The 24245-nt window shown below is 52.2% G+C and carries 20 protein-coding genes; 2 read left to right on the plus strand and 18 right to left on the minus strand.

The genetic code is table 11. From position 1 onward, the window contains the following. Positions 1-92 precede the first annotated feature (92 nt). The gene (locus ACYQ8U_RS14950) at positions 93-1058 is read right to left on the minus strand and encodes a YkgJ family cysteine cluster protein (RefSeq protein ID WP_459946357.1); all 966 of its coding nucleotides are present in this window, start codon (positions 1056-1058) and stop codon (positions 93-95) included. 307 nt (positions 1059-1365) lie between these two features. Here ACYQ8U_RS14950 and ACYQ8U_RS14955 point away from each other — a divergent pair, with 307 nt between their 5' ends. Together ACYQ8U_RS14955 and ACYQ8U_RS14960 are read left to right on the plus strand one after the other, a co-directional pair. After that, positions 1366-1560, plus strand: a complete 195-nt coding sequence (locus ACYQ8U_RS14955; protein WP_459946358.1) for a hypothetical protein — start codon at positions 1366-1368, stop codon at positions 1558-1560. A 38-nt stretch (positions 1561-1598) separates the two neighbouring features. Then, on the plus strand, positions 1599-2396 hold the full coding sequence (locus ACYQ8U_RS14960) for a histidinol-phosphatase (RefSeq protein ID WP_459946359.1): 798 nt from the start codon (positions 1599-1601) through the stop codon (positions 2394-2396). Positions 2397-2651: 255 nt separating this feature from the next. On the opposite strand, the gene ACYQ8U_RS14965 is transcribed toward ACYQ8U_RS14960, so the two are convergent. The 17 genes from ACYQ8U_RS14965 to ACYQ8U_RS15045 form a co-directional block, all read right to left on the minus strand. Beyond that, a complete protein-coding gene (locus ACYQ8U_RS14965; protein ID WP_459946360.1) occupies positions 2652-4379 on the minus strand; it encodes an FAD-dependent oxidoreductase in 1728 nt (575 codons plus the stop codon). Between the two features lie 51 nt (positions 4380-4430). Beyond that, the gene (locus ACYQ8U_RS14970; RefSeq protein WP_459946361.1) at positions 4431-5234 is read right to left on the minus strand and encodes an ABC transporter permease; all 804 of its coding nucleotides are present in this window, start codon (positions 5232-5234) and stop codon (positions 4431-4433) included. A 61-nt stretch (positions 5235-5295) separates the two neighbouring features. Further along, positions 5296-5904, minus strand: coding sequence for an ABC transporter ATP-binding protein (locus ACYQ8U_RS14975; RefSeq protein ID WP_459946362.1), 609 nt, complete (start codon positions 5902-5904; stop codon positions 5296-5298). A 5-nt stretch (positions 5905-5909) separates the two neighbouring features. Beyond that, a complete protein-coding gene (locus tag ACYQ8U_RS14980) occupies positions 5910-7427 on the minus strand; it encodes a two-component system sensor histidine kinase NtrB (RefSeq protein ID WP_459946363.1) in 1518 nt (505 codons plus the stop codon). A 90-nt stretch (positions 7428-7517) separates the two neighbouring features. Continuing rightward, entirely contained in the window at positions 7518-8738 is a 1221-nt protein-coding gene (ftsZ, locus tag ACYQ8U_RS14985; RefSeq protein WP_459946364.1) for a cell division protein FtsZ, read from the minus strand. Positions 8739-8852: 114 nt separating this feature from the next. Next, positions 8853-10115 (minus strand): cell division protein FtsA, encoded by a 1263-nt coding sequence (ftsA, locus tag ACYQ8U_RS14990; protein ID WP_459946418.1) that lies wholly within the window; start codon positions 10113-10115, stop codon positions 8853-8855. Between the two features lie 139 nt (positions 10116-10254). Then, positions 10255-11277: a cell division protein FtsQ/DivIB gene (locus ACYQ8U_RS14995; protein ID WP_459946365.1), complete on the minus strand. Its 1023-nt coding sequence runs from the start codon at positions 11275-11277 to the stop codon at positions 10255-10257. Positions 11278-11285: 8 nt separating this feature from the next. Next, positions 11286-12209 (minus strand): UDP-N-acetylmuramate dehydrogenase, encoded by a 924-nt coding sequence (gene murB, locus ACYQ8U_RS15000; RefSeq protein ID WP_459946366.1) that lies wholly within the window; start codon positions 12207-12209, stop codon positions 11286-11288. Positions 12210-12214: 5 nt separating this feature from the next. Further along, a complete protein-coding gene (gene murC, locus ACYQ8U_RS15005; protein ID WP_459946367.1) occupies positions 12215-13618 on the minus strand; it encodes a UDP-N-acetylmuramate--L-alanine ligase in 1404 nt (467 codons plus the stop codon). 5 nt (positions 13619-13623) lie between these two features. Continuing rightward, on the minus strand, positions 13624-14748 hold the full coding sequence (gene murG / locus ACYQ8U_RS15010) for an undecaprenyldiphospho-muramoylpentapeptide beta-N-acetylglucosaminyltransferase (RefSeq protein WP_459946368.1): 1125 nt from the start codon (positions 14746-14748) through the stop codon (positions 13624-13626). Next, positions 14745-16151 (minus strand): UDP-N-acetylmuramoyl-L-alanine--D-glutamate ligase, encoded by a 1407-nt coding sequence (murD, locus tag ACYQ8U_RS15015; RefSeq protein WP_459946369.1) that lies wholly within the window; start codon positions 16149-16151, stop codon positions 14745-14747. Before murD ends, murG begins: the two co-directional genes overlap by 4 nt. Beyond that, positions 16151-17230: a phospho-N-acetylmuramoyl-pentapeptide-transferase gene (gene mraY / locus ACYQ8U_RS15020; RefSeq protein WP_459946370.1), complete on the minus strand. Its 1080-nt coding sequence runs from the start codon at positions 17228-17230 to the stop codon at positions 16151-16153. The genes murD and mraY overlap by 1 nt, the downstream gene beginning before the upstream one ends. A gap of 70 nt (positions 17231-17300) precedes the next feature. Further along, complete coding sequence (locus ACYQ8U_RS15025; RefSeq protein WP_459946371.1) at positions 17301-20384, minus strand: UDP-N-acetylmuramoyl-L-alanyl-D-glutamate--2,6-diaminopimelate ligase; 3084 nt, start codon at positions 20382-20384, stop codon at positions 17301-17303. A 104-nt stretch (positions 20385-20488) separates the two neighbouring features. Then, entirely contained in the window at positions 20489-22399 is a 1911-nt protein-coding gene (locus tag ACYQ8U_RS15030; protein ID WP_459946372.1) for a PASTA domain-containing protein, read from the minus strand. An 8-nt stretch (positions 22400-22407) separates the two neighbouring features. After that, entirely contained in the window at positions 22408-22803 is a 396-nt protein-coding gene (locus tag ACYQ8U_RS15035) for a hypothetical protein (RefSeq protein WP_459946373.1), read from the minus strand. A gap of 19 nt (positions 22804-22822) precedes the next feature. Further along, on the minus strand, positions 22823-23737 hold the full coding sequence (rsmH, locus tag ACYQ8U_RS15040; protein ID WP_459946374.1) for a 16S rRNA (cytosine(1402)-N(4))-methyltransferase RsmH: 915 nt from the start codon (positions 23735-23737) through the stop codon (positions 22823-22825). After that, positions 23737-24189 carry a division/cell wall cluster transcriptional repressor MraZ gene (locus ACYQ8U_RS15045; protein ID WP_459946375.1) on the minus strand — a complete coding sequence of 151 codons (453 nt, stop codon included), beginning with the start codon at positions 24187-24189 and terminating at the stop codon, positions 23737-23739. Before ACYQ8U_RS15045 ends, rsmH begins: the two co-directional genes overlap by 1 nt. Positions 24190-24245: the final 56 nt, after the last annotated feature.

A 24245-nucleotide genomic window follows, 5' to 3' on the forward strand; every position in this document is an offset into this window, starting at 1 on the left:
CGGCAAATGGCGGTATCAAGAAGTCAGCACGATAAACAAAAAAGGCCGCGTGGTAACTACCACGCGGCCTTTTTTATTATTTTTTTGCTAAACTATTTTTTCAGAACCCCGGTACCAACCTTCTGGGCAGCGGTCTGGGCTTTCAATTCCTCATATTCCTTGATCGACTGCAGAACGGTTTCATCCTGCCGTTCTTTTATCTGGGCCACCTTCGCCTTAATTTTTTCCTCTTTTATATTCAAGGTCTGGGCGCCAAAAAGGGTTGCTGCCAGATATTTAAAAGAAAAAAGCATCAATTCGACATCGTCTTCCCGGATCTTGTCGATAGTCTCTTGATCCAAATCATAGGTGTCGAGAAAGGAACTCTCGAAAACAAACTTACGGAAAGTGGCGATATCGGTAGAAGCCATGAAAAACATCCGTTTTGCCTGTTCAGACAGGGTGGCCTGGAGACCATAGGACTTACGCCGCATGACCAGTCGCAACCACTCCTTGTTCATCTCGTCGCGGACATCCACCCCCTGGTCTGCCCGCCATTCACGGATGGTCCATTTTTTATCTTCTTCAAAACCCTTGCAATGGTCTTCCCTGACCGTGAAAAAAAACTTTTCTTCGGCCGTTTTAACCTCCTCACCGTCGGCGTCTCTCGAACCGCCCTCATGGAAATCAGCCATGCCGACGGGATAATACCGGCAGGCGGTAGGACGATCGGTATACACGGTACATCCATCAGGGGTGACGAAAGGACATTTATTGTCCTCTTCCCGCAATTTGATCATAACACCCGGCATATCGGTTTTTTCAAGGTAGGTCGGCAGAGTATATGTATGCAAAAACTCATGGGCCGGGATTTCCAGTCTTCTGGTCAGCTGCAGAATATCATAGGGGGTGAGAATTATTTTGATGCCGCCGCAACAGGCGGTAAAACATCGTACCCCCGGGTGACAGCGAAATTTTAACGGACTGTCGAGAGTCAATTTTTTCGGTTCAATTGACGATGGATTTTTTTCCTTACCGAAAATCGTCTGTACCTTGGCGTCACTTTCTTTCTTACTCATTACATCACCTAGAAGTAAAATATTATATCGGAACCCTTTTGCTGCAGGGTTGAAGTTTATTGCCGAGAGCCTCTCATCATAAACATCTCCACCCATTGTGTAAACTACTTTCAACTGCGCACCACGTCTTGCACCTTTTGCTGGGCTCCGGCGGCATATTTTGTCACGTTCTGCCCGAACAAACTGCTCGAAAATTTCAGCTTACCCCTTGCAGTTTTCCATAATAGTTCGTATATGTCACTCTGCCCCCGTATTTTATTTATTTTTTTAGTATGCCGGGAGACCGGCATGACAAGGGTTTTAACGAATGAAAATATTTAGTCGTCCGATTGATTTATCCGGTGTCAGTACCGTCGTCTATCATCTTCCCGATGGTCCTGCCCTCTCCCTGAAGATTGAAGGTATCGAAGAATACCTTGATCTGGAACTTGAACTCGGCCATGTCTGTGATACCTCCGATATCGATGGGGTGTTACACTTCTTTCCTAAAGGAAACGCTTGAGTTAGCGTCTCTGCCAGATAGACTTCGGCACCTCTGTCATGGTGATAAAAAATCCCGGTTCGCCCGCCACATCTCTCTGCGACAGTCATATCCATACCCGACTCTGCGGTCATGCAGTCGGTGAGATGGAGGAGTACGTCCAGGCCGCCATCCGCAAAGGACTGAAAAAAATTATCTTCCTGGAGCATATGGAGGAAGGTATACGACATATCCAGGGAAAAACCTGGCTGTCAGCGGAAGATTTCGACAGCTATTTCGCCGAAGGTAAGAGGCTGCAAGCCGCATACGAAGACAAAATAGTCATTGGCCTGGGCGTCGAATGCGGCTACAATCCTGACTACCGCGACATCCTGCAAGCAAGACTTGGCGAAAGACGCTGGGACCAGATAGGCATTTCCTGTCATTTTCTAAAAATTGACGGGATGGCCGATCATCTGAATATGTTCAGCAGTAAGGAAAGGAACGTCCTGCTTGCCCGGCAGATCGGCGTCGAAATACTCCTCAATCGTTACTTCACAATCCTGACCGAGGCAGTCCGCTCTCTACCAGGCACCATGCTCTGCCACCTCGACGCTGCTCTACGCTATTTACCGGAAATCTCCTTCACCGAGTCGCACTATGTTTTAATCGACACATTGCTCCAGGCGGTCAGTGCCCAAGGCATGGCCATCGAAATCAACAGTTCCGGCTTTGCCATACGCCGGGAGCAGTTTCCGAACCGGCGCATCCTGGCCATGGCACAATCGTATAACATCCCTTTTATTTTCGGCTCTGATGCGCACAAGCCGGAGGATGTCGGCAGATACTTTGACCTTATTGCCTCCCTTCCCCTGTAAGAAGAGCCATAGCGGCACCAAGACTTGATATTGTCCTGGAGTTCTTCAATCATATGCTGCGGATTCAGTTCAGCCATACTTACTCTGTCGCACCCGTGCCCTTGCAGTATTTTTCAATAAAACACCCTTATCCCAACTGATGTGTTGCCCATATCACAGCGTGCCTTTGCTTGTCTGGCAGGGGCACGCTGTGCAAAAACACCGGGGTTGAAAAACTCTTGCTGAACTAGAAACACATTGCCGGACGAAAGATTATCAGCTTACCGGCAACCAGTCAGCCCCAATTCGCCTGATGACATTGAAACCGCCCGGCAGAACAACACTGTTTTTTATCCCGGCGTAGTCCAGGAAGGTCTGCACTTCAAAAGATCTGGAACCGGCGTTGCAAAAGACGATGAATTTCTTATCCGTCGGCAGTTCCGCGTAACGATCGCGTATCTGCTCATAGGGGAGAGAATGCCACAGAGCGGCGCCAAAATGTTCGATAAAAGGTGCTGCCTCGTTTTTATGGCGGACATCAAGCACCTGCCAGTCCGGATGACTGGACGGGTTGTCCATAAAACTGTAGAAATCTTCAATCGATATCTGCCGCATCCGTTTATCACAGAGATTATCGGCAATATAGGCCGCGGCATTGATTGGATCGATGGCCGGAGAAAACGGCGGAGAATAGGCCATTTCAATGTTGGCAAAATCATCGATCGTCGCCCCGGCGGTAATGGCCACGGCCGCGGCATCAATCCGAGCCGAAAGGGCATCGTTGACCGGCCCGACCCCCTGTAAACCAAGAATTTTTCTGCTCCTCCTGTCGAAAATCAACTCGAGGATAAGAATATCATGTCCTGGAAAGAAATGTGCCCGGTCTATGGGTGAGGAAAGGGAAAATTCCGCGGAAAAACCTTCGGCCCGGGCGGCCTGGAGACTGAGACCGACTGAACCTAATGACATCTCGAAGGCCTTGACGATAAAGCTGCCCACACCGCCTTTAAAGACCGAAGGGATTCCGGCCATATTATCGGCGGCAACCCGGCCTTCCCTGTTGGCCATACTGCCGAAAGGGGCAACAAATCGCTTGCCGGAGACAAGATGCATAATATCGACACAGTCGCCGGCGGCATAGATGTCCGGATCGGACGTCTGCATCCGTTCATTGACAACGATACCACCGTTGGCCGACACCAGAAGGCCGGCATTTCTGGCAAGTTCGGAACGCGGTCGCACACCCACTGACATTATCACCATATCGGCATCGACGGTACGTTTTCCGGTTCGAACGGCAACGACCTTGCCGTCCTTGACGACAATTTCTTCAGCGGATTCCTCGAGATGCACGGCCACGTTATGATCGCGGAGGTGTTTTGCCAGCATTGTCGCCAGCGGCCAGTCGATAATTCGCGGCAGCAGCTGGTTCTGGAACTCAATAAGAGTAGTTTCGATACCCCAGAGATCGGTCAAGGCCTCGGCCATCTCAATACCGATGGCTCCACCGCCGACCACTACGGCTCTGGATACCTTGCCTTTGGCAATCATATCTTTTATGGCTATCGCCTTATGCATATCACTGACGGTGAAAACACCCTCGGCATCGACACCGGGGATCGGCGGGACAAACGGCGTACTACCCGTGGCAAGCATCAGTGTGTCGTACTCTATCTCCTGTCTCTTACCGGACTTGATATCTTCAAGCTGGACACTCTTTTTTTTCCGGTCAATCGCCAAAGCCCTCGTTGCAGTCAGCGTTTTCACTCCCTTGGCCTTGTCGAAAAAATGCTCATCCCGCACCATATGAAAACTTGTTGAGCGCAACTCCTTCTCGTCGGAGACATCGCCGGAGACATAATAGGGTATGCCGCAACCTCCGTAGGATATGATAGTATCCTGGTCGATGACGGTTACCTCGGCATCCGGCATGAGACGTTTTACTCGACAGGCGGCTTTTGGGCCGGCTGCGACACCCCCTATAATTACTATTCGATTTGCCATCTTCTACTCCATCTGGGTTAAAAGTATATATACAGCAAGGCAAGATTCACTTCATACTCGATCGACATTGAGAACGTCGAGACGGAGCCGGTGCCGTTCGTCGAAAAGACGCCATCCGGACATCCAGATAGCACTGACGACCCCGAATCCTGTCCCGGCAGCGATCAGAAACATGATAAGAATCTGATACTTTACTGCCTCAACCGGTGGGGTTCCCCCCAGAATCTGTCCGGTCATCATCCCTGGTAAGCTGACCAGGCCGGCTGCGGCCATGGCATTAATAATCGGCATCATCCCGGTCCGCATACAATCGCTGCGAATATCCCGGCTTGCCTGTTGCCAGGTCTGTCCGAGCAATAAACGTTGTTCCACCTCTCCCCGCCGGCCATACAGCTGATCGGTCATCCTGTCCATGGCCAGGGCAATGCCGGTCATGGTATTGCCAAGGAGCATGCCGAGCAGCGGAATGGCATATTGCGGAGTGTACCATGGTTCGACCCGAATGATAACCAGCAGCGCCAAAACGGTAACGGAAAAAGAAGAAACAAACATGGCACTGATGCTGATCAGATACCCGGACAGGCCGACTATTTTCCGCTTTTGTCTGGCCTGCACCTCCCGCCCGGCGGCCAGCAGCATGACGGTCGACATAAGCAGGACCAGCAGCAGGCTGCCGTCGGCAAACAAAAAACGCAGCACCAGGCCGATCAAAAGGAGCTGGGCGGTCATCCGACCGCCAAAAAAAAGTATCTTCCGTTCAAGGCCGAGACTCAACAGCATGCTGAGGAGAGACAGCAGCACCAGCAGGGAAGCTGCTATTGCCAGATCGACACTGCTTAAACTGACGACATCCATCCTTTCACCGCCTCTCTTACTCCCGGTAAAATTTTCCCTACAGCACACTCCTCGCATCACCTCAGGTGTTTTCGTACAGGCCGTTCTGCTCCATGCGCAATACCCTGGCCGCCACCCGCTTGAGCTGCTGCGGATCATGGCTCACCCAGACGATTGCCGGCTGATTGAGTCGGCGGTACTGTTCAATAAAAACTTCCATCAGGCCGGTATGATACGCATCAAGCCCGGAGCTAGGTTCATCGAGCAACAGTACTGCCGGTCTCATTTGCAAAGCGCGCAGCAGGGCCAGGCGCTGGCGTTCTCCCGTGGAAAGGCGACTGACCTGCCAATCAAGGATCGCCGCATCAAGGCCGAGAAGGGCGCATCTCTCCCGAAGCAAGGAAATCTGCGCAGATTCGACAAAATGGTCGCCCACTTTATCATGCCACCAGGCCGAATCGGCCGGCACCATGGTCACTTTGGATCGCCATTGTGTCGGCCTGTACGCACTGCAGGCAATTCCCTCGAGAAATATCTCGCCACCGGCGGGAATAAGGTCGGTTATTGCTCTGAATAACTGGGTCTTGCCTATTCCCGATCTACCGGTCAAACCGACACATTCACCCTTTTCCACCGCAAATGAATAGGGCCCTTTGTCAAGAAAAGTGAGCTTTTCGACAAAAAGGTACATATCTCTCAGGGAGCTGGAGGCAGGGTAACAATAAATGTCGTCCCTTGCCCTTCTTCACTTTGCACCTCTATTTCCGCATGGTGCGTGTCGATTATAGATTTGGTTATGGCAAGGCCCAGGCCTGTCCCCTTATTTTTGTCAGTGAAAAAGGGCGTAAATATCTGCTCGAGCTTTTCCGGTGTCATGCCTACGCCGGTGTCTTTGATCACCAGTTCAGTGCCTGCCGCAGGCGAGCGGCGAGTCGTCACCTGCAACTGTCCGCCCTCGGGCATTGCCTGGATACTGTTCATTAAGATATTGAGCAGGGCACGATAAAAAAGATCCTGGTCCAGCCTGTTCTGCGGCAGGTTGGGCTCGAGATCGGTTATCAATTCAATATTTTGATACTTCAATTCGGAGGAGAGAAAGTCGAGCACCTTTCTGACAACCTGGTTCACCCCAGCCGTTTTCAGATCAGCCTTCTGCGGTCTGGCAAAGTCGAGAAACTCAACAACGATAGTATTCAGCCGCATCGTCTCATCGATGATTATTTTGGCCAGATGTTCATTGCCGGGTGCTACCTTGGCGATGCGTTTTTCGAGAATCTCCGCAGTGCTGCGTACGATTCCCAGAGGGCTTTTTATCTCATGGCTGACCGTTGCGACCATTTTCCCGAGATGCGCCAGCCTTTCCGCCTGATTAAGTTTTTCTTCGAGTCGCAAACGTTCGACGGCTCGCTTCTCAATTATTCTCCCTGCCCTGGACACGATGGATCGCAACACGAGAAAAAGTATGGCCATGACCACACTGGAGACGACAATAATTCTCCCTTGGAATTTAATGATATTCGCATAGTTGCGTGACAGATCCTTTTCGATCTCGATCACCCCCATGATAAGATCCCCTTCCTCACCGTCACGACGCACCTGTCGAAAAGGGATGAACGTCTTCAGGACACATTCCACTTCGGTGGTGATATGCAGCAGGCTGAGTACCGACCCGCTATAAATGAGCCGGGAATTGGGCATACCGACCAGGGCCTTATAATACTCCGACTCCCCCACATCCTTTTTTCCGATGAGTTCCGGATTCGTCGAATAGGAGATGATATTCATGCTTGAATCGTAGATGGTTACCGTATCAATCTTCAGGCCCTGCGTCACTCCTTTGATAATCCCGTCAAGCAGTTCAAACTGTTCGGGTTTTCGCAGCGCAATACCGCCATAGCGAATAACTGCGGGCAGAACGAAACGCCTGAAAACCTGTTGATTAAGGTTTTCCGCCAGCAAAAGAGAATACTCCTCATTTTGCTCAAGCATAACTTTTCGGGCGTTGTTGGAAATAATCCAGGAGAGCAGGAGGGTGAATACCAGGATGGCGGCGAGGCTGGAAAAGGAGAAGTATTTTACCAGCTTAAAGGACTCAAGGCCGGCTTCTAGCTTTTCTTTCCGGATCGACTCAAGAACCGCATCACTTTCATCCCCTTTCGTCATCATCTTTTCTCCCAGGGAAGTAATGCGGCTTATGCGGTACGGTACATTCACCGATCACCTTGCGAACAGTGCAGCCGATCCATTGCAGCAGTTACATGTCATGCGTTCACCTTCCCCGTCGGACAGAGGAAGGTGTGCCTGTCAGTTAGCCTTTTTTCGCAGATATGTCGGAGTCTCGAGATAATCATCATTCCAGTTAAGCGGTTTTGCCACCTTGCCCTCGGGGATATTTGAGGAACCAAGACTATCCAGTGCATCAAAGTTTGAACCGGGCAGCCGCGTCACCCTGGGTTGTCTGTTCGGTGCTGCCGGTGATCCTTTGACGACGGTCTCTGGTTCTTTGATCGGTAACGGTCGGCGCATATGATCCTCGACCGGATTGATGGTCTCTTTCTTGTTGACCATCCCACCGACCCCGGTGGCAATAACCGTGACATGCAATTCTTCTCCAAGGGCATCGTCATAGAGGGCACCAATGACCACTTTCGCATCATCATCGACTTTTTCTTGAATAAGCGCGGACGCCTCCATGAATTCGGCCATGGTGAAGGTTGCTTCCGAGGCCGAGATATTGATGAGCAGACCGCGTGCCCCATCGATGCCGAAGTCTTCAAGCAGCTGATTGTCTATGGCTTTTCTGGCGGCCTCGGTTGCCCTGTTCTCGCCGGTCGCCGAACCGGAACCCATGACCGCCGGGCCAACTTCCTTCATCACTGTACGCAGGTCGGCAAAATCGGCATTGATCAGCCCCGGAACATTGATCAGATCGGTTATACCCTTTACCGCCTGGAGCAAAACATTATCCGCCATGGCCAGCATATCGGAAAGTTTGCTGTTTTTCTGCATTATGGAGAGAAGTCTGTCATTTGGCACGGTAATAATCGTGTCGGCATATTTTTGCAGTTCCTGCCATCCTTCCTCGGCATTTCGGGCACGGTATTTGCCCTCAAAGCTAAATGGCTTGGTTACCACGGCAACGGTCAACGCGCCAAGATCTTTACTCGCCTTGGCCACAACAGGGGCTGCGCCGGTTCCTGTTCCCCCGCCAAGTCCGGCTGTGACAAACACCATATCACTGCCTTTAAGAGCCGCTTTGATTTCCTCGACAGACTCCATGGCAGCCATATTCCCGGTTTCCGGATCTGCCCCGGCACCGAGGCCTTTGGTAATACTCGGCCCGATTTGCAGGCAGACATCAGCCTTTGACTGATTAAGCGACTGCTTATCAGTATTGGCTACAATGAACTCTACTCCCTGAAGTCTATTGGCCACCATTGTGTTGATAGCATTACCGCCACCCCCACCGACACCAATCACTTTCACAACTGCAACACCTTCTGATTCAGCCATCCTAAACGGCATGTCTCCTCCCTCTCTTGTAACGTATATTTAACTCCATGTAGAGATAAAGTACGAATATTATCAGTGCAATACTATAGCATCCCGAAGTTGTCACTTAAACAAAAAACGTAACAATCACATGATTTTTTTAACCCACTCTTTTACTCTGCCAATTAAACTGCTGTCCTGTCTGCCTATTTCGTTACGCGCATTCCTGCCAAAAAGAACCAGACCCGTCGCCGTCGTACAGCGGGGGCTGTGCAGCTCCTCAACCCTGCCTGTTATTCCGGTTGGATAGCCTATTCTCACCGGTAAATCAAAAATCTGTTCGGCCAGCTCGACAAGGTTGGCCAGAAGAGCCGTCCCACCAGTCAGAACCACGCCTCCGTTGATCTTATTTTTTTGTCCCGAGGCGACCATCTCGCTGTTCATCATCTCGAGGATCTCCACAATCCTCGCCTCGAGAATGTCGACCAGGACCTTCTGGGTCACCTTTCGCGGTTCCCGATCCCCTACCGTTGGAACATCCACCACAAGATTGGGTTTGATAAAGGAGGCGATCGCCCCGCCGAAATCTTCTTTTAGCCGTTCCGCTTCCTGAAGGGGGGTACGCAGGCCAACGGACAGGTCATTGGTAAGATTATGCCCGCCCAGCCCGATTTCGCAGGTATGACGAATCGTCCCATCGCAGAAAATGGCCAGGTCGGTTGTTCCGCCGCCGATGTCAATCAGAGCGACGCCCAATTCCATCTCATCCTTGCTCAGAACGGAATTTGACGAGGCGATTGATTCGAGAACCAGCTCGGCGACCTGCAGTCCGGCCTTATTGCAGCAGGTGACCAGATTGTGTACCGCAGCGATGTCTGCCGTGACAATGTGCACGTTGGTGACCAACCGCACTCCGGTCATGCCGATCGGATTCTGGATGCCGGTATGATCGTCAACCATATATTCCTGGGGCAGGACATGGATAATACGCTGGTTTTCGGAAATTTTAACGGTCCTGGCCGCCGCGATAACCTCGTCTATGTCCGCGGCTTTAATTTCCCGGTTATTGACGGCGACTATGCCGGGGCTGTTAAAGCCTTTTATATGATTTCCGGCGATTCCGACATAGACATAGGCCGACCGCAAATCACAGCCGGCAGATTCCTCTGCAAGTATAACCGCCTGCCGAATGGAGTTGACAGTCGACTCGATATTGACGACGACACCTTTTTTCAGGCCGAGAGAAGGCACCGTTCCCACCCCGATTATCTCAACCCGGTCATCGAACACCTCGCCGACGACACAGCAGATCTTTGTTGTGCCGATGTCAAGGCCGACGACCAGTTCCCCTGCCGCCTGATAATCGGCATTTTTTTCTTCAACCCGGTCAACATCAATGGCGGTGATCATTACATTTTTATTATTGTCATTCATACTTTTTTCTAACCCCTGGAAACGGGACTCTTTTCAGTAGCCCCTCGAATTTTGTCGCTTATTCGAGAGGGAGAAGTAGCTTTAAAAACAAGAAAATACCCTGTAAGGTTAAGGATTAACCTGATTCACTCTCTGCGACGAGCACCTTGTCCTGCAAATAATCCATCTGAATATATTTAATTTGAGAAATCGACCCTTTTCCTTTCTGGTTTTTATACAATACTTTGAGAACCTGTACTAGGCGAGAATACTTTTTGTCGGTTTCACTGCTGCCAAAGAAAATAGGAAAGGGGTTATCGACGAGATACACCACCATTTCTCCGTCCCCGTTCAGGTGAACTTCTGAAACCGACTGCGCCGGAAGATAAGGATTGTTACCATTAATTTTCTTCAGGAAAAGCAGCACCTCAGCGAGGGCTTTTTCTCTCACCGAAGGATCTGCAATCTCCATCAATCCTGTAATGACAGGAAAATCAATCTCCGCACCAGGCTTGACCTGAAGAAACGGCACCCCTTTCCGGTCAATATAATGTAACTGGGCTCCTTGCAGGCTTTTGCTGTGCAAAAGGGCCATCGGGACATTTTCAACTATGGCAATCTCCACGGTTGACGGCCAATTTCGTTTCACCTCCGCCCGGGCTACCCAAGGAACGGTGAGAAGCGAGGCCTCCACCCGGCGGCAGTCCAGACCTATCAAACTGGTCTTGTGGATGATTATTCCGGAAGCCTCTCGCAATTTTCCTTCCGGAATGGTTTCCTTGCCGGAATAAACTACCCCCGACACCTGAAAGAAGGGTACTGTTTCGAGATTTTTCAGAATAATCTGCCAGCCGCCGACAAGGACAAAGAACAGGACAGAGGCGGCAATCGTTCCCAAGCCTGCCATCTTGAACATCAATTTTCTTTTCGCGGCCGTCCCTGTTGTATACCCCTCGTGGTTTGGGTTTGCTCTTTTTTTAGCGGTCAACACCTGCCTGAAGCGGGCTAATCTCTTTTTCTGTGGAGTATATTGACCACTTTGCCGGCTACCTTGTCCGGGAAGAGACGAAAGATCAATACCGCTTTGCAGATAGCCATTACCTCGCTTCTTCTTGCCGACCAAAATTGAAAATATTTTTTTTATTTTGGCGAGTAACATTTTCATTCTCAGATAAAATGAACTTCCGGTTCCAGGTCGACGCCGCTGTCGTTTTTTACTTTTGACCGAACAATATGCATCAGATGCACAACATCGTCGGCAGTTGCGCCGCCTTTATTAACCAAAAAATTGCCATGGTGTTCAGAAACCATGGCTCCGCCAAAAGTGAAACCTTTCAATCCGCTTGCATCAATTAGACGACCGGCGCTGTCGTTCGCCGGATTTTTAAAAAATGACCCGGCATTGGGGTAGATACAGCGTTGCGTTTTTTTTCGGCGATCCTGCAATGCATCGCACTGCTGCTTTATCATATCCCGGTCGCCGCTTTGTAATACCAGGTCCACCTCTGCGACCACCGCTCGGCCGAGATACGCGGCAAAGTCATTCCAGCAGCGGTAGGAGAAATCAAGCTCCCGGCGGACAAATCGTTTTTCACCATCGGCCGTCATCAGCACAGCACCGGCAACAATCGCCGACATATCGCTGCCCCATGCCCCGGCGTTCATGATCATCGCCCCGCCGAGGGTCCCAGGAATACCGCACGCAAATTCCACTCCGGTATAGCCCCATTCCATACAGCGATAAGCAAGCTGCGTCAGAGAACAACCGGCACCCGCTCGAACGAGGATACTTCCGACATTCTGATTTGACTGTCGATCGACCGTCTTGAATTCTCCTTCCAGTAGAAGAACTACTCCGGCAAACCCTTCATCTCTTACGAGCAGGTTGGTGCCGCGGCCGATAACTCGCCATGGTATCCGTTCCTCCGCCAGAAAGGCAAGCAGGGTTCGCAGTTCCAGCCGGTTCTCAACCTTGACGACAGCTTCAGCAGGGCCGCCGATGGCAAATGAGGTATAGCGATCCAAGCGGCATTGCCAATGAACGGCCCGGGCAAGCAGCTCGGTTAATCTTGCCTGTTGTCTCGAGTTCATCGTGTTTACCCGGTGCACCCGCACTGCAGTGCATTCTTTTGCAATAAAAGAAGTAATTCTTCACCAACCCTGACGATGTTTCCCGCACCAAGGGTAAGGACCAGATCACCGGCCTGCAGCATCGGCAGAAGTTCTTCTGCCATGTGTTCCAGCCCGCCGATATACCGGGTATGACGTTGGCCATGCATTTTCGTGGCCTCAAGCAGACTCTCTCCGGTCACGCCGGGAATAGGCTCCTCACTAGCCGGATAAATATCCGACATAATCAGATAATCTGCCTTATGAAAACAGGTCTGAAATTCCTTAAACAAAGCCTTGGTCCGCGAGTATCGATGGGGCTGAAAAAGAACCACCAGCCGCTTTTGCGGCCACGCCCCTTTGATTGCGTCTAAAGTGGCCCGGATTTCCGTGGGATGATGCCCATAATCATCAACTATGGTTATATCGCCTATCTCCCCTTTCTGCTGCATCCTGCGCTGCACCCCGGCAAATCCCTGCAGTCCGGTCTGAATTTTGGCAAAAGGCAGCTCCAGTTCCAACCCGACACAGACTACGGCCAGCGCATTATAGACGTTGTGCATTCCCGGCGGGGTGATACCGATTCTGCCAAGAACACCGGCAGCATCTTTTACGGTAAAAAACACCCGTCCATCCTGCCAGGCAATATCATCGGCATAGATATCCGCCTGCGGCGTCAGGCCATAGGTAATGGTTCTTTTTTTGATGGAGGGCAGAATGTCGGCGATATTGACGTCATCGAGGCAGACGATAGCAGCTCCATAAAAGGGAATTTTATCGATAAACTGCAGAAACGTCGATTTAATGTGCTCAAGATCCCGGTAATAGTCCAGATGCTCGAGGTCTATATTGGTCACCACTTCGATAACCGGGGACAATTTCAAAAAAGACCCGTCGCTCTCGTCGGCTTCCGCCACCAGAAACTCGCCCTTGCCCAGTTTGGCATTGCCGCCCAGAGCATCGACCTTACCGCCGATGACGATGGTTGGATCCAGTCCGGCGGCAGCCAGCATCCAGCTGACCATGGAGGTGGTTGACGTTTTCCCGTGACTGCCGGCAATAGCGATGCCGTATTTTTTCAGGCGCATCAGCTCAGCAAGCATCTCCGCCCGCATGATCACCGGCACATTGGTCTCTTTGGCCATAACGACTTCGGGATTCGTCGAGGCAATTGCCGACGAGGTCACCACCACATCGGCCCCCTCTATCCAGTCACTTTTATGCCCTTTATAAATCAGCCCGCCGAGCCGGGCGAGGTTTTCGGTGATGGCCGAGCTGTGCAGATCCGACCCTGAAACCTTGTAGCCCAGATTCAGCAGCAGTTCGGCGATGCCGCTCATACCGATACCGCCAATGCCGACAAAATGGATATGTTTTGTTTTTCTGTTCATTATTCTTAACGCTTGTCTTTTTGGTGCTTCTCTCTTTCTGCCAGGCAGCAGGCGACAATTCTTTTCGCCGCATCGGGAAATGCCAGTCGTTTCATCGCCGCCCCCATGGTATGCAATTGCGGTTCGTTATTGATCAGCTGGAGGATAGTTTCCCTAAGCTGTTGTGCCATCAGTTCCTTTTGTCTGAATTGCACGGCGCCACCGCCGGATACATAGTAGTGACCGTTTTTTTCCTGGTGGTTGTCGGCGGCCGAGGGATAGGGAATAAGAATCGCCGGTTTGCCGAGCACCGCTATTTCCGAGAGAGTGGTCGCCCCGGCTCTGCTGACCAGGAGATCCGCCTGGGCATAGATTTCATGCATCTGCGTAAAAAATTCGGCCACCTCGGCGTCTACTCCCCGTTGCCGATAGACATTTCTTACCTGTTCTTCATCCCTGTCACCGGTCTGATGAATCACTCTGATATGCTGCAATTCGGCATCGGTCAAAGAACAGAGTGCCTCGGTAACCAGAGTGTTTATCGCCTGTGCCCCCTGGCTGCCGCCGAGAATGAGCAGAGTGCGTTTTTCACTTTTCCGCGGCGGAGCTTTTTTTGCCAGCTCAAGAATTGTACTGCGTACCGGATTGCCGGTGTAATGTATTTTCTCCGCCGGGAATTCCGTGCCGCTGCCGGGCAGCGACAAGCAGATCTTGTCAGCTATCCTGCCGAGTTTTCGATTGGCCAGTCCCGGGACGGAATTCTGTTCGTGGATAACCACCGGAACACCGAGACTTTTGCCGGCCAAAACCACCGGGCCGGTGACATAGCCGCCCACGCCAAAGATAATGTCCGGTTTAAAACGGTGAATGAGCCGCAACGCCTGCAGGTACGACAATGGCAGCACTGCAAGAGCTTTGAGCAGTTCCAGAGGATTTTTACCCTTCAGACCGTAACAGAGGATACTCGCACTGGTAAAACCGTAGGCCTCGAGACTTCTGCTGTCCATTTTCCTTCTCGTACCGACAAACAGCACTTCCGTATCCGGCAGCTGCGCCTTGAACTCCTGGGCGGTGGCCACCGCTGGAAACAGATGCCCCCCTGTACCGCCGCCGGTAAGGAGCAGGCGTATTTTCTGGTCTTTTCCGCTCAAGCCGCCTGCCCCATTTTCGCTTCACCCAAGGCGGACGGCAGGGCCAGTACCGCCTTTTTGAATTCGTTACCTCGATGGCCATAACTGGTAAACATGTCAAAACTTGCACAGGCCGGAGAAAGCAGGACGATATCGCCGGGCATGGCCTCCCGGGCCGCTGCCTGCACCGCGTCCGCCATGGACTGCGCCGGCTGTATGTCGACGATGTCGGCAAGCGCATCGTGCAGGAGACCGGCTGCTTCCCCGAGAACGATCATTTTTTTTACCCGCGCCGCCACACTCTCGCGCAGCAGACGGTAATCGTCCCCTTTGTCGCGGCCCCCGGCGAGCAAAATGACATTTTTTTCAAACTGGGCCAGCGCGCCAATGACCGCACCGGTATTCGTTGCCTTGGAGTCGTTAACATATTCCACCCCGTTTACCTCGGCAACAAACTCGATACGATGCGGCAGCGGTCGAAAGGCCCGCAGTCCGGTCTCGGTCTGTAGCTGACTGCAGCCCAGCGAGCGGACCGCCAGGATTGCCGCGGCATAATTCATCAGGGTGATGTCATTGATGCCGGCAAGGTCGTCAAAGCAATATTCTTCCTGCTGGTTATCCACCAGCAGGCGTATCCGGGTATCAGTGAACCTTGCCGTGCAGCCTACACTTTGGCCGAAGGTATGCACCGTCGACGGCAGCCGGGCAGGAGGGCCGGAGAGAAGCTGCCGACAGAGCGGGTCATCTCCGTTGATGACCGCCACGGTCTCGGTCTTCGCGTGCAGAAAAAGCTGCATCTTCGCCTGCACATACCTGTCCATCGAAAGATGCCTGTCCAGGTGGTCCGGGGTGATATTCAGCAGCAGACCGACATCGGGAGAAAAATCTCCACCACTCTCCAGTTGAAAGCTGGACACTTCCACCACCACCATATCGTAGCCGGCCGGATCGAGCAGATACTCATACAGGGGGGTACCGATATTCCCGCCGACAAACACCTTCCTGCCGGCACTCCGGCAGATTTCACCGATGAGGGTCGTCACCGTCGTTTTGCCGTTGGTCCCGGTAACAGCCACCACCGGCACACCAATTTGGCCGGCGGCGATGGCCAGCTCCCCGACGATCGGTACTCCGTCAGCCCGCAGTCTCTTTAATAGCGGCAGGTGCAGATCAACGCCGGGACTGACCAGAAGGAGGTCTGCCCGGCTTAAGAAATCATAACTGTGGCCGCCCGCTTCCCAGGCTATGGCCGTGGCATCGAGCAGATCACCTTCCTCGGCAAGCAAGCGCTGCTCCGGGCGGCTGTCCGACACCAGGACCTCGGCCCCGCAGGAAAGGCTATAGCGAACAGCGGCACGACCGGTGACGCCGAGTCCCATGACCGCGACTCTCGCGCCGGGATAGATCAATGATGTCTTTTTCACTAGCGTAGTTTCAGTGTGGCAATGGCAACAAGGCCGAGAATAATCGATACAATCCAGAATCTGACGACAACCTTTGGTTCATGCCAGCCTTTTTTCTCAAAATGGTGATGAAAAGGGGCCATCAAAAAGATCCGTTTTCCATGGGTCATCTTGAAGTAGCCGACCTGCAGAATCACCGACAAGGCCTCCATGACAAAAATTCCGCCGACGATCGCCAGCAAAAATTCCTGCTTGATGATTATCGCCGTGGAACCAAGAGCCCCCCCGATAGCCAGCGAGCCGACATCCCCCATGAACATCTGTGCTGGATAGGCGTTGAACCACAAAAAGCCAAGACATGCTCCGAAAAGCGTCCCGCAGAATATGGCCAGCTCACCACTGCCGGCAACATAGGGAATCTGCAGGTATTCGGCCAGCACCACATGGCCAGCCAGATAGGAAAAGACCAGATACACCGCGGCGGTGACCACCGTTGGCCCGGCAGCCAGACCATCGAGTCCATCGGTGAGGTTGACCGCATTTGATGCCCCGACAATGACGATAATCGCGAAAACTATGTAAAACCAGCCAAGATCGGGGCTAAAATTTTTAAAAAACGGCAGACTCAGATGGCCATCAAAACCGGAATGCATAAAGATAACCAGGCCGACCATCGAGGCCCCGAGGATCTGCAGGGCCAGCTTCCACCTGGCGCTCAAGCCTTTTGAGTTGTTTTTTCGTATCTTGCGCAAATCGTCAATTGCGCCGATGCAACCGTAAAACAAGGTCACCGACAAGCCAAGCCACACCAGGGAGTTGTCGAGCCGCGCCCAGAGCAGAGTACCGATGGTGATGGCGGTGAGAATCAGCAGGCCTCCCATGGTCGGCACGCCCTGCTTGGCCAGATGCGTCTGTGGTCCGTCGTCACGCACCACCTGACCAATCTGGTAATGGCGCATGGTTCGTATAAAAATCTGGCCAAGAATAAGGACAAGCAAAAACGCGGTAACTGCCCCACCTATGGAACGGAAAGTTATATAGCGGAAGACATTCAAACCGCTCAAACTGGTATGCAGTGGATAAAAAAGGTGATACAGCATAAAAAATCCAACTCACTGGTAGATGGTTCAGTAACAGTAATACGGGCCCGGATCGGCCAGGCCCCTGCAATCAAAAATCTATAATTTCGCCGACAATGGTCTCAAAGCGCAGGCCTCGCGAGGCCTTGACGAGGACCACATCATTTTGGCCGAGCTTTTTGCGGTCAACCAGGTCATGAATCCAGCGGGCAGCCCCTTCTTTGCCGTCAAAGAGAAAGAGACGATCCTCCGGAAAACCGTGGTCGAGGGCTCCCTGTACCACATTTTCCTTAAATTCTCCAACAACTCCGACACAATCAATCGCCAATTCGGCAATCAATGTGCCAATGTCATAATGCGCCTGCCTGGCAGCGGCACCAAGTTCCCGCATGTCGCCGATAACGGCCACGGAAGATTTTCCTGCTATCATCCTCAATGTCTTCAAGCCGGCAGTCATGGAAGCCGGATTGGCATTGTAGGTGTCGTTGATTATAGTGAAGCCGGATCTGGCACGGAGCATTTCCATGCGTTTATCCGGCGGCCTAAAATCAGCGAGCCCGGCGGCAATATGCTGCAGTGATGCACCGGCCGCAAGGCCGATGGCGGCGGCACAAAGGGCGTTGGATACATTGTGCTCTCCGGCAATAAAAAGGTGAATTTCGACCGCCTCTTCCCGGTAATGCAGGGTGAAGGTGATGCCGCCGCCTTCCGTCATATGCATGTGCATGTTCGACGACCAGATATCCGGCGGTTGTTGTCCCGCTGCACCGTGCACGGCGAAGGTAATCTTCCGATGCGTATATTTCCTGGAGAGTTCGCGGATTCTGTTATCATCGAGGTTGACGACCAGTATACCTGACTCTCTCGTGGCGGCAAAAAGCTCTTCCTTGGCCCTGGCGACTCCTTCAATCGACTGCAACCCCTCCAGGTGCGCCCCATGGATGTTGGTGATACAGCTGACATCAGGGTCGGCGATGGCCCCGAGTCGTTTGAGTTCACCGGGCCGGTTCATGCCCATTTCCAGCACCGCTGCGCGATGTTCGACATCAAGCGGCAGCAGCGACAGGGGCAGGCCGATAAGATTATTAAAATTTCCTTTTGTTTTCAGGACACAGTCGGCAGGGAAATCAGGTCCTGCCGGCCACATCCGCGCAAGTATTGCCGCAACCATCTCTTTGACGGTGGTTTTGCCGCAGCTTCCGGTAAGGCCGATAACGACCTGGCCGCATTGCCCGGCCAGCTCCCTCCGGCGAAAGGCGGCCAGATCTCCCAGGGCCTGCGAGGTATCCTCGACTTCTACCTGACAAACCGCCAACTCGGTGGGCAGAGAAAGCCTTTTTTCAACCACCAGGCAGGCAGCACCGTTTTCCACCGCCTGCCAGGCAAAGTCATGGGCATCATGGCTTTCTCCCTTCAACGCGACAAAAATCCCATCGCGGCTGACATGCCTGCTGTCGGTGATGACCGGGCCGAGCAATTTCGTTGCATCTATTGGATTCTTGCCTGGGTGCAGTCTGCCTCCCGCTGCAGTGGCCACCAGCTCCGCCGTCCACGAAAAGAGCACGCGTTTTGCGGCCAGGCGATCATCAAAAAAACGTTTTCCCTGCAGGGTCAATTGGTAGGGCTCATGGCCTTTGCCGGCAATAACGACGATATCTCCAGGCGAAGCCGCCCGAATGGCCGCGTCGATCGCTTTTTGCCTGTCACGTATTACCACATATCCAAATTCTTTGCTGCTGGTAACCTGGAGAGATCTGTCATTTTTCAGTTCCAGCCGGGGCAGCGCCGTCTTGCGCAGTCCGTCAAGAATCTGTGCCACTATTCGTTCAGGATCTTCCGTGCGTGGATTATCATCGGTCACCACGGCGACATCACATACCTTTCCGGCAATTTCACCCATCAGGGGCCGCTTGCCCTGGTCCCTGTCCCCGCCGCAGCCAAAGACACAGACCAGCTTATTATGCGGCAGTGCCGCCACGGTCGTCAGCACTTTTTCCAGAGCGTCAGGGGTGTGCGCATAATCAACCAGCACCACCGGTCCCTTTCTCTCCCAGGCCGATCCGGTGCTGATCCGCTCGAGTCTTCCGGGAGCTCCGGCAGCTGTGGCCAGAGCGCGGCAGATAAAGGTCTCATCAAGGCCCAGGGCCAGACAGAGGCCGTAGACGGTCAAGATATTATCTATGTTATACCGCCCGACCAGCGGCGACGAGAGAGTATGCCGGCCGGTAGAGGTCTCAAGAATGAGATCCGTCTGCGCAAGTGTTGTCGAGTAACTCCGCAGCCAGACCTCTGCCCCTTCCTCTTCGCCCCATCGTATCGTTTTCCTGCAATTTTTGTCACAAATCCCCTGCAGCAGCTGCAGCCATGCTCTTTCCTCCGAACTCCCGTGCACTCTCGGCAGAACAGCTGTCCCGCTATTTTTCATATACTCCGAAAAGAGCCGCGCTTTGGCCTGAAAATAATCTTCCATGCCCGCATGGTAATCCAGATGATCCCGGGACAGATTGGTAAAAGCGGCAGCATCAAACAATATCGAGCCGATGCGCGACTGGGCCAGGGCATGCGACGACACCTCCATAATCACCTGTTCCACCCCATTATCGACCATTTCCCGCAGCAATTCCTGCAGTAAAAAAGCCTCCGGGGTGGTAAACCGGGTTGGCAGAATTTTCTGCTCCCCCCGCCGGTTGGTATACCTGTTGTTAACCGTTCCGATAACCCCGACAGCCACGTTCGCCTGCAGCAAAACATGTTCGAGCAGATAGGTGCATGTGGTCTTGCCATTGGTACCGGTGATGCCGATAAAGTGCAGTTTTTCCGCGGGTCGATGAAAAAAGTTTGCCGCGATGGCCGCATATGCCTGCGCGGTATCCTCTACTTCGATGACGGTTGCCTGCAGGTCTCTTGCCCTCGCTTCGTCAAGTCTTCCGAGACCACAGATTATGGCCGGTGATCCGGCTGCTACAGCCGCCTCGATATAATCGTGACCATCGCAGGCAACTCCGGGAAGAGCGATAAAAAGACTGCCCGGAACAACGTGACGCGAGTCAACGGTAACCGTGGTGATCAGCTGTTCAGCTATCGTCCTGGCGGGGTTGGAGGAGATCAATGTATATTGCAGCCCGTGGAGAAGAGATGCAAATGTCGTGTGTGTTGTCGAAGATGCCATGCGCATAGTGTTGTGTTGTAAAAGATTGTCAGTTTACATCAAGGCTGAAAGATGAAAAAGCCCTCACACAAAAACGCCGGACGGCAAGGAAGCACTAAAAACTTCCAGACTTATTCCTTGTCTCTCGGGGTCACCCCTTCAAGCGGCTTTTTGAATAATTTGTCCGGAACTATATTCTCCTGCTTTTCAAGAATCAAGACACATTCCGTTATTCCTTTCAATGAGGTACCCGGCCGTGGCTTTTGATCGACAACTTTTCCTGTTCCCTGAATGTGCAGCTCGACAGGTATCCCCTGCAGGAGACGAAGACTTTTTCTCAGACTCAACCCCTGCAGATCCGGCATCACTCCGGGGGTAGCCTGTTCTTCTTTTGCAACCTTTGCAACACTGCCGCTCAACTCAAAAGCCAGGCGGTTGCCCGCCTGATAATTATCCTCGTTGCCGACCTCAGTTTCCGCAAAATCGGCTAAAGACTTGCCGATTTGCTGCAGTACCGAGATTCTCTCCACCTTTTCTTCGACAATCTGCTCAATGGTTTTTCTTTTTTCGTCCACGTCACCGCTCACGCCCTGCGGACCCCGCTGCACGACAATGAGCATATGCATATCGTGACTTGCGTCAGGGAGTGTGGCAAACACGACATCATTGATGAGAAACTGCTGCCGTCCGCCATGCCGCGCAGTGACCAGGATTTCATCCCTGAAAAAATATGACCCCGATGCTCCATGGCTGGCCTGACTTTGAAAGAAAGATTTCAGCCGCTCACCTGCACCGGCAGACCAGTTGGCCAACCGGCCATCGCTCACTGCATTGCCCGGCAGGATAACCTCATCACCCGTTTCTTTGTCAACAACCTTTTTTACGACAAAGGGGTGTATTTTTTCACCTTTGCCGAGCAGAATGGAGAAGATGGTCAGCAGCCGGGAAGGTGTGGCAGACTCCGGGACAAAACCGAAGGATCCGGCTGGTTCAACGACCGGCTTCTGTTTGTTCGTTGCCGTCTGGCCGGATTGTGTCGGCACATGGAAATCAGTGTTCGATGATTCCTGAAGCCCGAGTGAATCCCAGAAACGCAGCTGACTGCCGAGATCATTATCCTCCGGGACGATACTCCAGGCAGAGGGTGAGAGGTCTTGCACAGGTTGTGCGTACAGCATTGTCGCATCCCGCAGGAAGATTCGGAATTTTTCAGGGATGCAGAAAGGAACAAAAAACATATTCTCCGTCTGTTCCTGAGAATATCTGGTAAAGGTGTTGGGGTTAAACCCAGGCAGGTTGGCACCGCCGATTATTTCACCGGTGCCGCTTTCCAGCAGATAGACAGTAACTTTTTCCGCCTGTTCACTGCGGGCAATATCGTTACTGAGTTTTTCGAGAATATCCTGTATTTTCAGATCGATGGTTAACACAAGATCCAGCGCGCTGCTCAGGGGCTGCTGTGCTTCCTGCTGTTCTATTTTCCTGCCGGCCAGAAGTCGATCATAGAAAAATTCCACCCCGGCCAAACCTATGCCGTTTTCGACGTAGCCGATAATATGGGCTGCCTGAAAATCATTGGGATAATATCTCTTTTCATCTCTCTGCAAATATATTCCGGGCAGCTGGAGATTATTAAGAGCAAGTTCCTGTTCCTGACTTATATCTCTGGCGATCCACAGTCGCAGTGCACCTCTTTTCAGCTGCTCTTCTAGTGTATTCTTATTTAGAGCCAGTATCTGACTGAGCTGCGTCGCCGTTTGCTGGATAGAATCGATCTCCCGGGTCCTCGCATACACCGACACCCGTTCAAGAGTTACCGCAAGCTGTTTGAGGTTTCGGTCATAAAATGCTCCTCTGGCCGGATCATTACCGGAAAAGGTGCTCTTTACGGTGTGCAGTAGATCCTGAAGAGAGCTGGTGATGCCGTAGTACCGTTCGACCTGGTATAAAGCAGCCCCGAGTGCCGCAACAATCAACAGATAGACAATTGCCCGCCCCCCCCTTTTTTCTTTCTGCATTCTGAGGCGGGATTTTTTTATCATTTTTTTTATCAGGGAGAGACAAAGTTTCCGTTACTCCGATTGAACCATCCCACCTGATCTCCGGAATGTGCATAGAGTGCTAATTTTTCTCCGGCAAGTTTCTCTATATTTTCGGGAGCCCAAAGGCTTGCCTTCTGGGCAAGCAGTCCAATGTTTTTATCCATCAGTTCATGCCGCTGATTTTCGACCATGGTAATCGTCTGGTCGGTGTTTGTCACGACAGAGGCAAGGAACATATGTATAACCAGCACCACCGGGAAAATCATCAACATAATCCTGCCGACAGGTTTCCACAAAACCAGCCATTCAGACAGATCAAAAAGATCCCGAGATCCGATCTGCTGCCGTCCGCCGATTTTGGCAATCGATCGCATATACGCTTCTGTAGAATTGTTATAATTCATAGTACCCTCTCTCAAATGATTAGTGTGCAGTGGAAATTCTTTTTTGTGCAACCCGTAATCGTGCACTTCGCGATCGGGGATTGACGGCAATCTCCTCCGGCGAGGATTGAACCGGCCTACCGGTCAATACATCCAGCAACTCGTTGTTTCTAAATTTTCTCTTGACGATCCGATCTTCCAGAGAGTGAAAAGAGATCACACAAAAATTGGCCCCCGGCTTCAAATACCGCACGCCGTCATCGAGGATGCGGGCCAGATTTTCCAGCTCGGTGTTGACGGCTATGCGTAAGGCCTGAAAGACCTTCGTCGCGACATGAATTCTTTTCGGATGAAAGCGTTTCGGTACCGCATGGGCAACTATGGCGACAAGCTGCTTGGTGGTGCGGAGCTGCTCTTTTTTCCTGTATTCAATTATCGCGTTGGCAATCGGCCGAGCCTGGCGTTCTTCCCCGTAGTAATAAAAAATATCCGCCAGTTCCTGTTCCGAGCAGGTGGCCAGAATCGATTGCGCCGTTGTTTTTCCCCGGTTATCCATGCGCATGTCAAGGAGTTCATCACGCTGAAAGCTGAAGCCGCGTTCGCCCATGTCCAGCTGCAGAGAAGAAACTCCGATATCGATAAGCAGACCATCTATCTCCTGAACACCTATTTCGTCCAATCCTTCGGCCAGTTCGGCAAAATTTCGTCGGACCACCGTCAATCGATCCTTAAAACGGTCCAATCGCAGCAGAGCGTGCTGCAGTGCACTGTCATCCCACTCAAAGGCAATGACTCTGCCATCCGGGGCCGAGGCGGCCAGTATGGCTTCGGTATGCCCGCCCAGGCCAAGCGTACCGTCGACATACACCTTACCGGACTGCGGGTCCAGAAAATGGATACATTCCGGTAACAATACCGAGGTATGCAGCTGCCCTGCCTGATGTTCGATGACCACTAGAGAATCCCCATCCTGGCAAGACCTGCCTGATATTCTTCAAAATTGTCACGGGTGCTGTCAATTTCCGCCTGCGCCACGTCTTTATCGCAGATTTCAAACCAGTCTATCATGCCGGTCAAGACCACATCCTTGGTCAGATTGGCCTCGACGCGTAATTCAGGAGGAAGACGAATACGCCCCTGATTGTCGACGACACACTCAACGACGCCACCAAGCGCATAATGCACAAATTTACTGATCCCCTGCTCCCCGCCCTGGGTCAGCAACTTAGTCTCCAGGGCCTCCCACTCGGCCATGCGATACGCCCGCAAATGTGTCTTCCAGGGGGCGACCATGAGAATATCGGAACCGCTTTGACGCAGTACATCACGAAAACGACTGGGAAGATTCAGCCTCCCTTTCGTATCCAGTACGTGAACCGTTCTGCTTCGAAATCGATTTTGTGTCAAAGATACGCTCCTGCACCCCACACCGAACCACTTCCAACTACCATCACCCCACTTTC

Source organism: Desulfocastanea catecholica (genome assembly GCF_054657295.1).

Bases quoted from the DNA above. Each gene is read 5' to 3' on its own strand.
- ACYQ8U_RS14955 (WP_459946358.1), top strand. From the start codon at position 1,366: ATGAAAATATTTAGTCGTCCGATTGATTTATCCGGTGTCAGTACCGTC.
- murC (WP_459946367.1), bottom strand. From the start codon at position 13,618: ATGAACAGAAAAACAAAACATATCCATTTTGTCGGCATTGGCGGTATC.
- ftsA (WP_459946418.1), bottom strand. From the start codon at position 10,115: ATGATCACCGCCATTGATGTTGACCGGGTTGAAGAAAAAAATGCCGAT.
- murB (WP_459946366.1), bottom strand. From the start codon at position 12,209: ATGAACTCGAGACAACAGGCAAGATTAACCGAGCTGCTTGCCCGGGCC.
- ACYQ8U_RS15030 (WP_459946372.1), bottom strand. From the start codon at position 22,399: ATGATAAAAAAATCCCGCCTCAGAATGCAGAAAGAAAAAAGGGGGGGG.
- ACYQ8U_RS14995 (WP_459946365.1), bottom strand. From the start codon at position 11,277: ATGTTACTCGCCAAAATAAAAAAAATATTTTCAATTTTGGTCGGCAAG.
- ACYQ8U_RS14965 (WP_459946360.1), bottom strand. From the start codon at position 4,379: ATGGCAAATCGAATAGTAATTATAGGGGGTGTCGCAGCCGGCCCAAAA.
- ACYQ8U_RS15025 (WP_459946371.1), bottom strand. From the start codon at position 20,384: ATGCGCATGGCATCTTCGACAACACACACGACATTTGCATCTCTTCTC.
- ACYQ8U_RS14950 (WP_459946357.1), bottom strand. From the start codon at position 1,058: ATGAGTAAGAAAGAAAGTGACGCCAAGGTACAGACGATTTTCGGTAAG.
- ACYQ8U_RS14970 (WP_459946361.1), bottom strand. From the start codon at position 5,234: ATGGATGTCGTCAGTTTAAGCAGTGTCGATCTGGCAATAGCAGCTTCC.
- ACYQ8U_RS14975 (WP_459946362.1), bottom strand. From the start codon at position 5,904: ATGTACCTTTTTGTCGAAAAGCTCACTTTTCTTGACAAAGGGCCCTAT.
- ACYQ8U_RS14960 (WP_459946359.1), top strand. From the start codon at position 1,599: ATGGTGATAAAAAATCCCGGTTCGCCCGCCACATCTCTCTGCGACAGT.
- ftsZ (WP_459946364.1), bottom strand. From the start codon at position 8,738: ATGCCGTTTAGGATGGCTGAATCAGAAGGTGTTGCAGTTGTGAAAGTG.
- ACYQ8U_RS15035 (WP_459946373.1), bottom strand. From the start codon at position 22,803: ATGAATTATAACAATTCTACAGAAGCGTATATGCGATCGATTGCCAAA.
- mraY (WP_459946370.1), bottom strand. From the start codon at position 17,230: ATGCTGTATCACCTTTTTTATCCACTGCATACCAGTTTGAGCGGTTTG.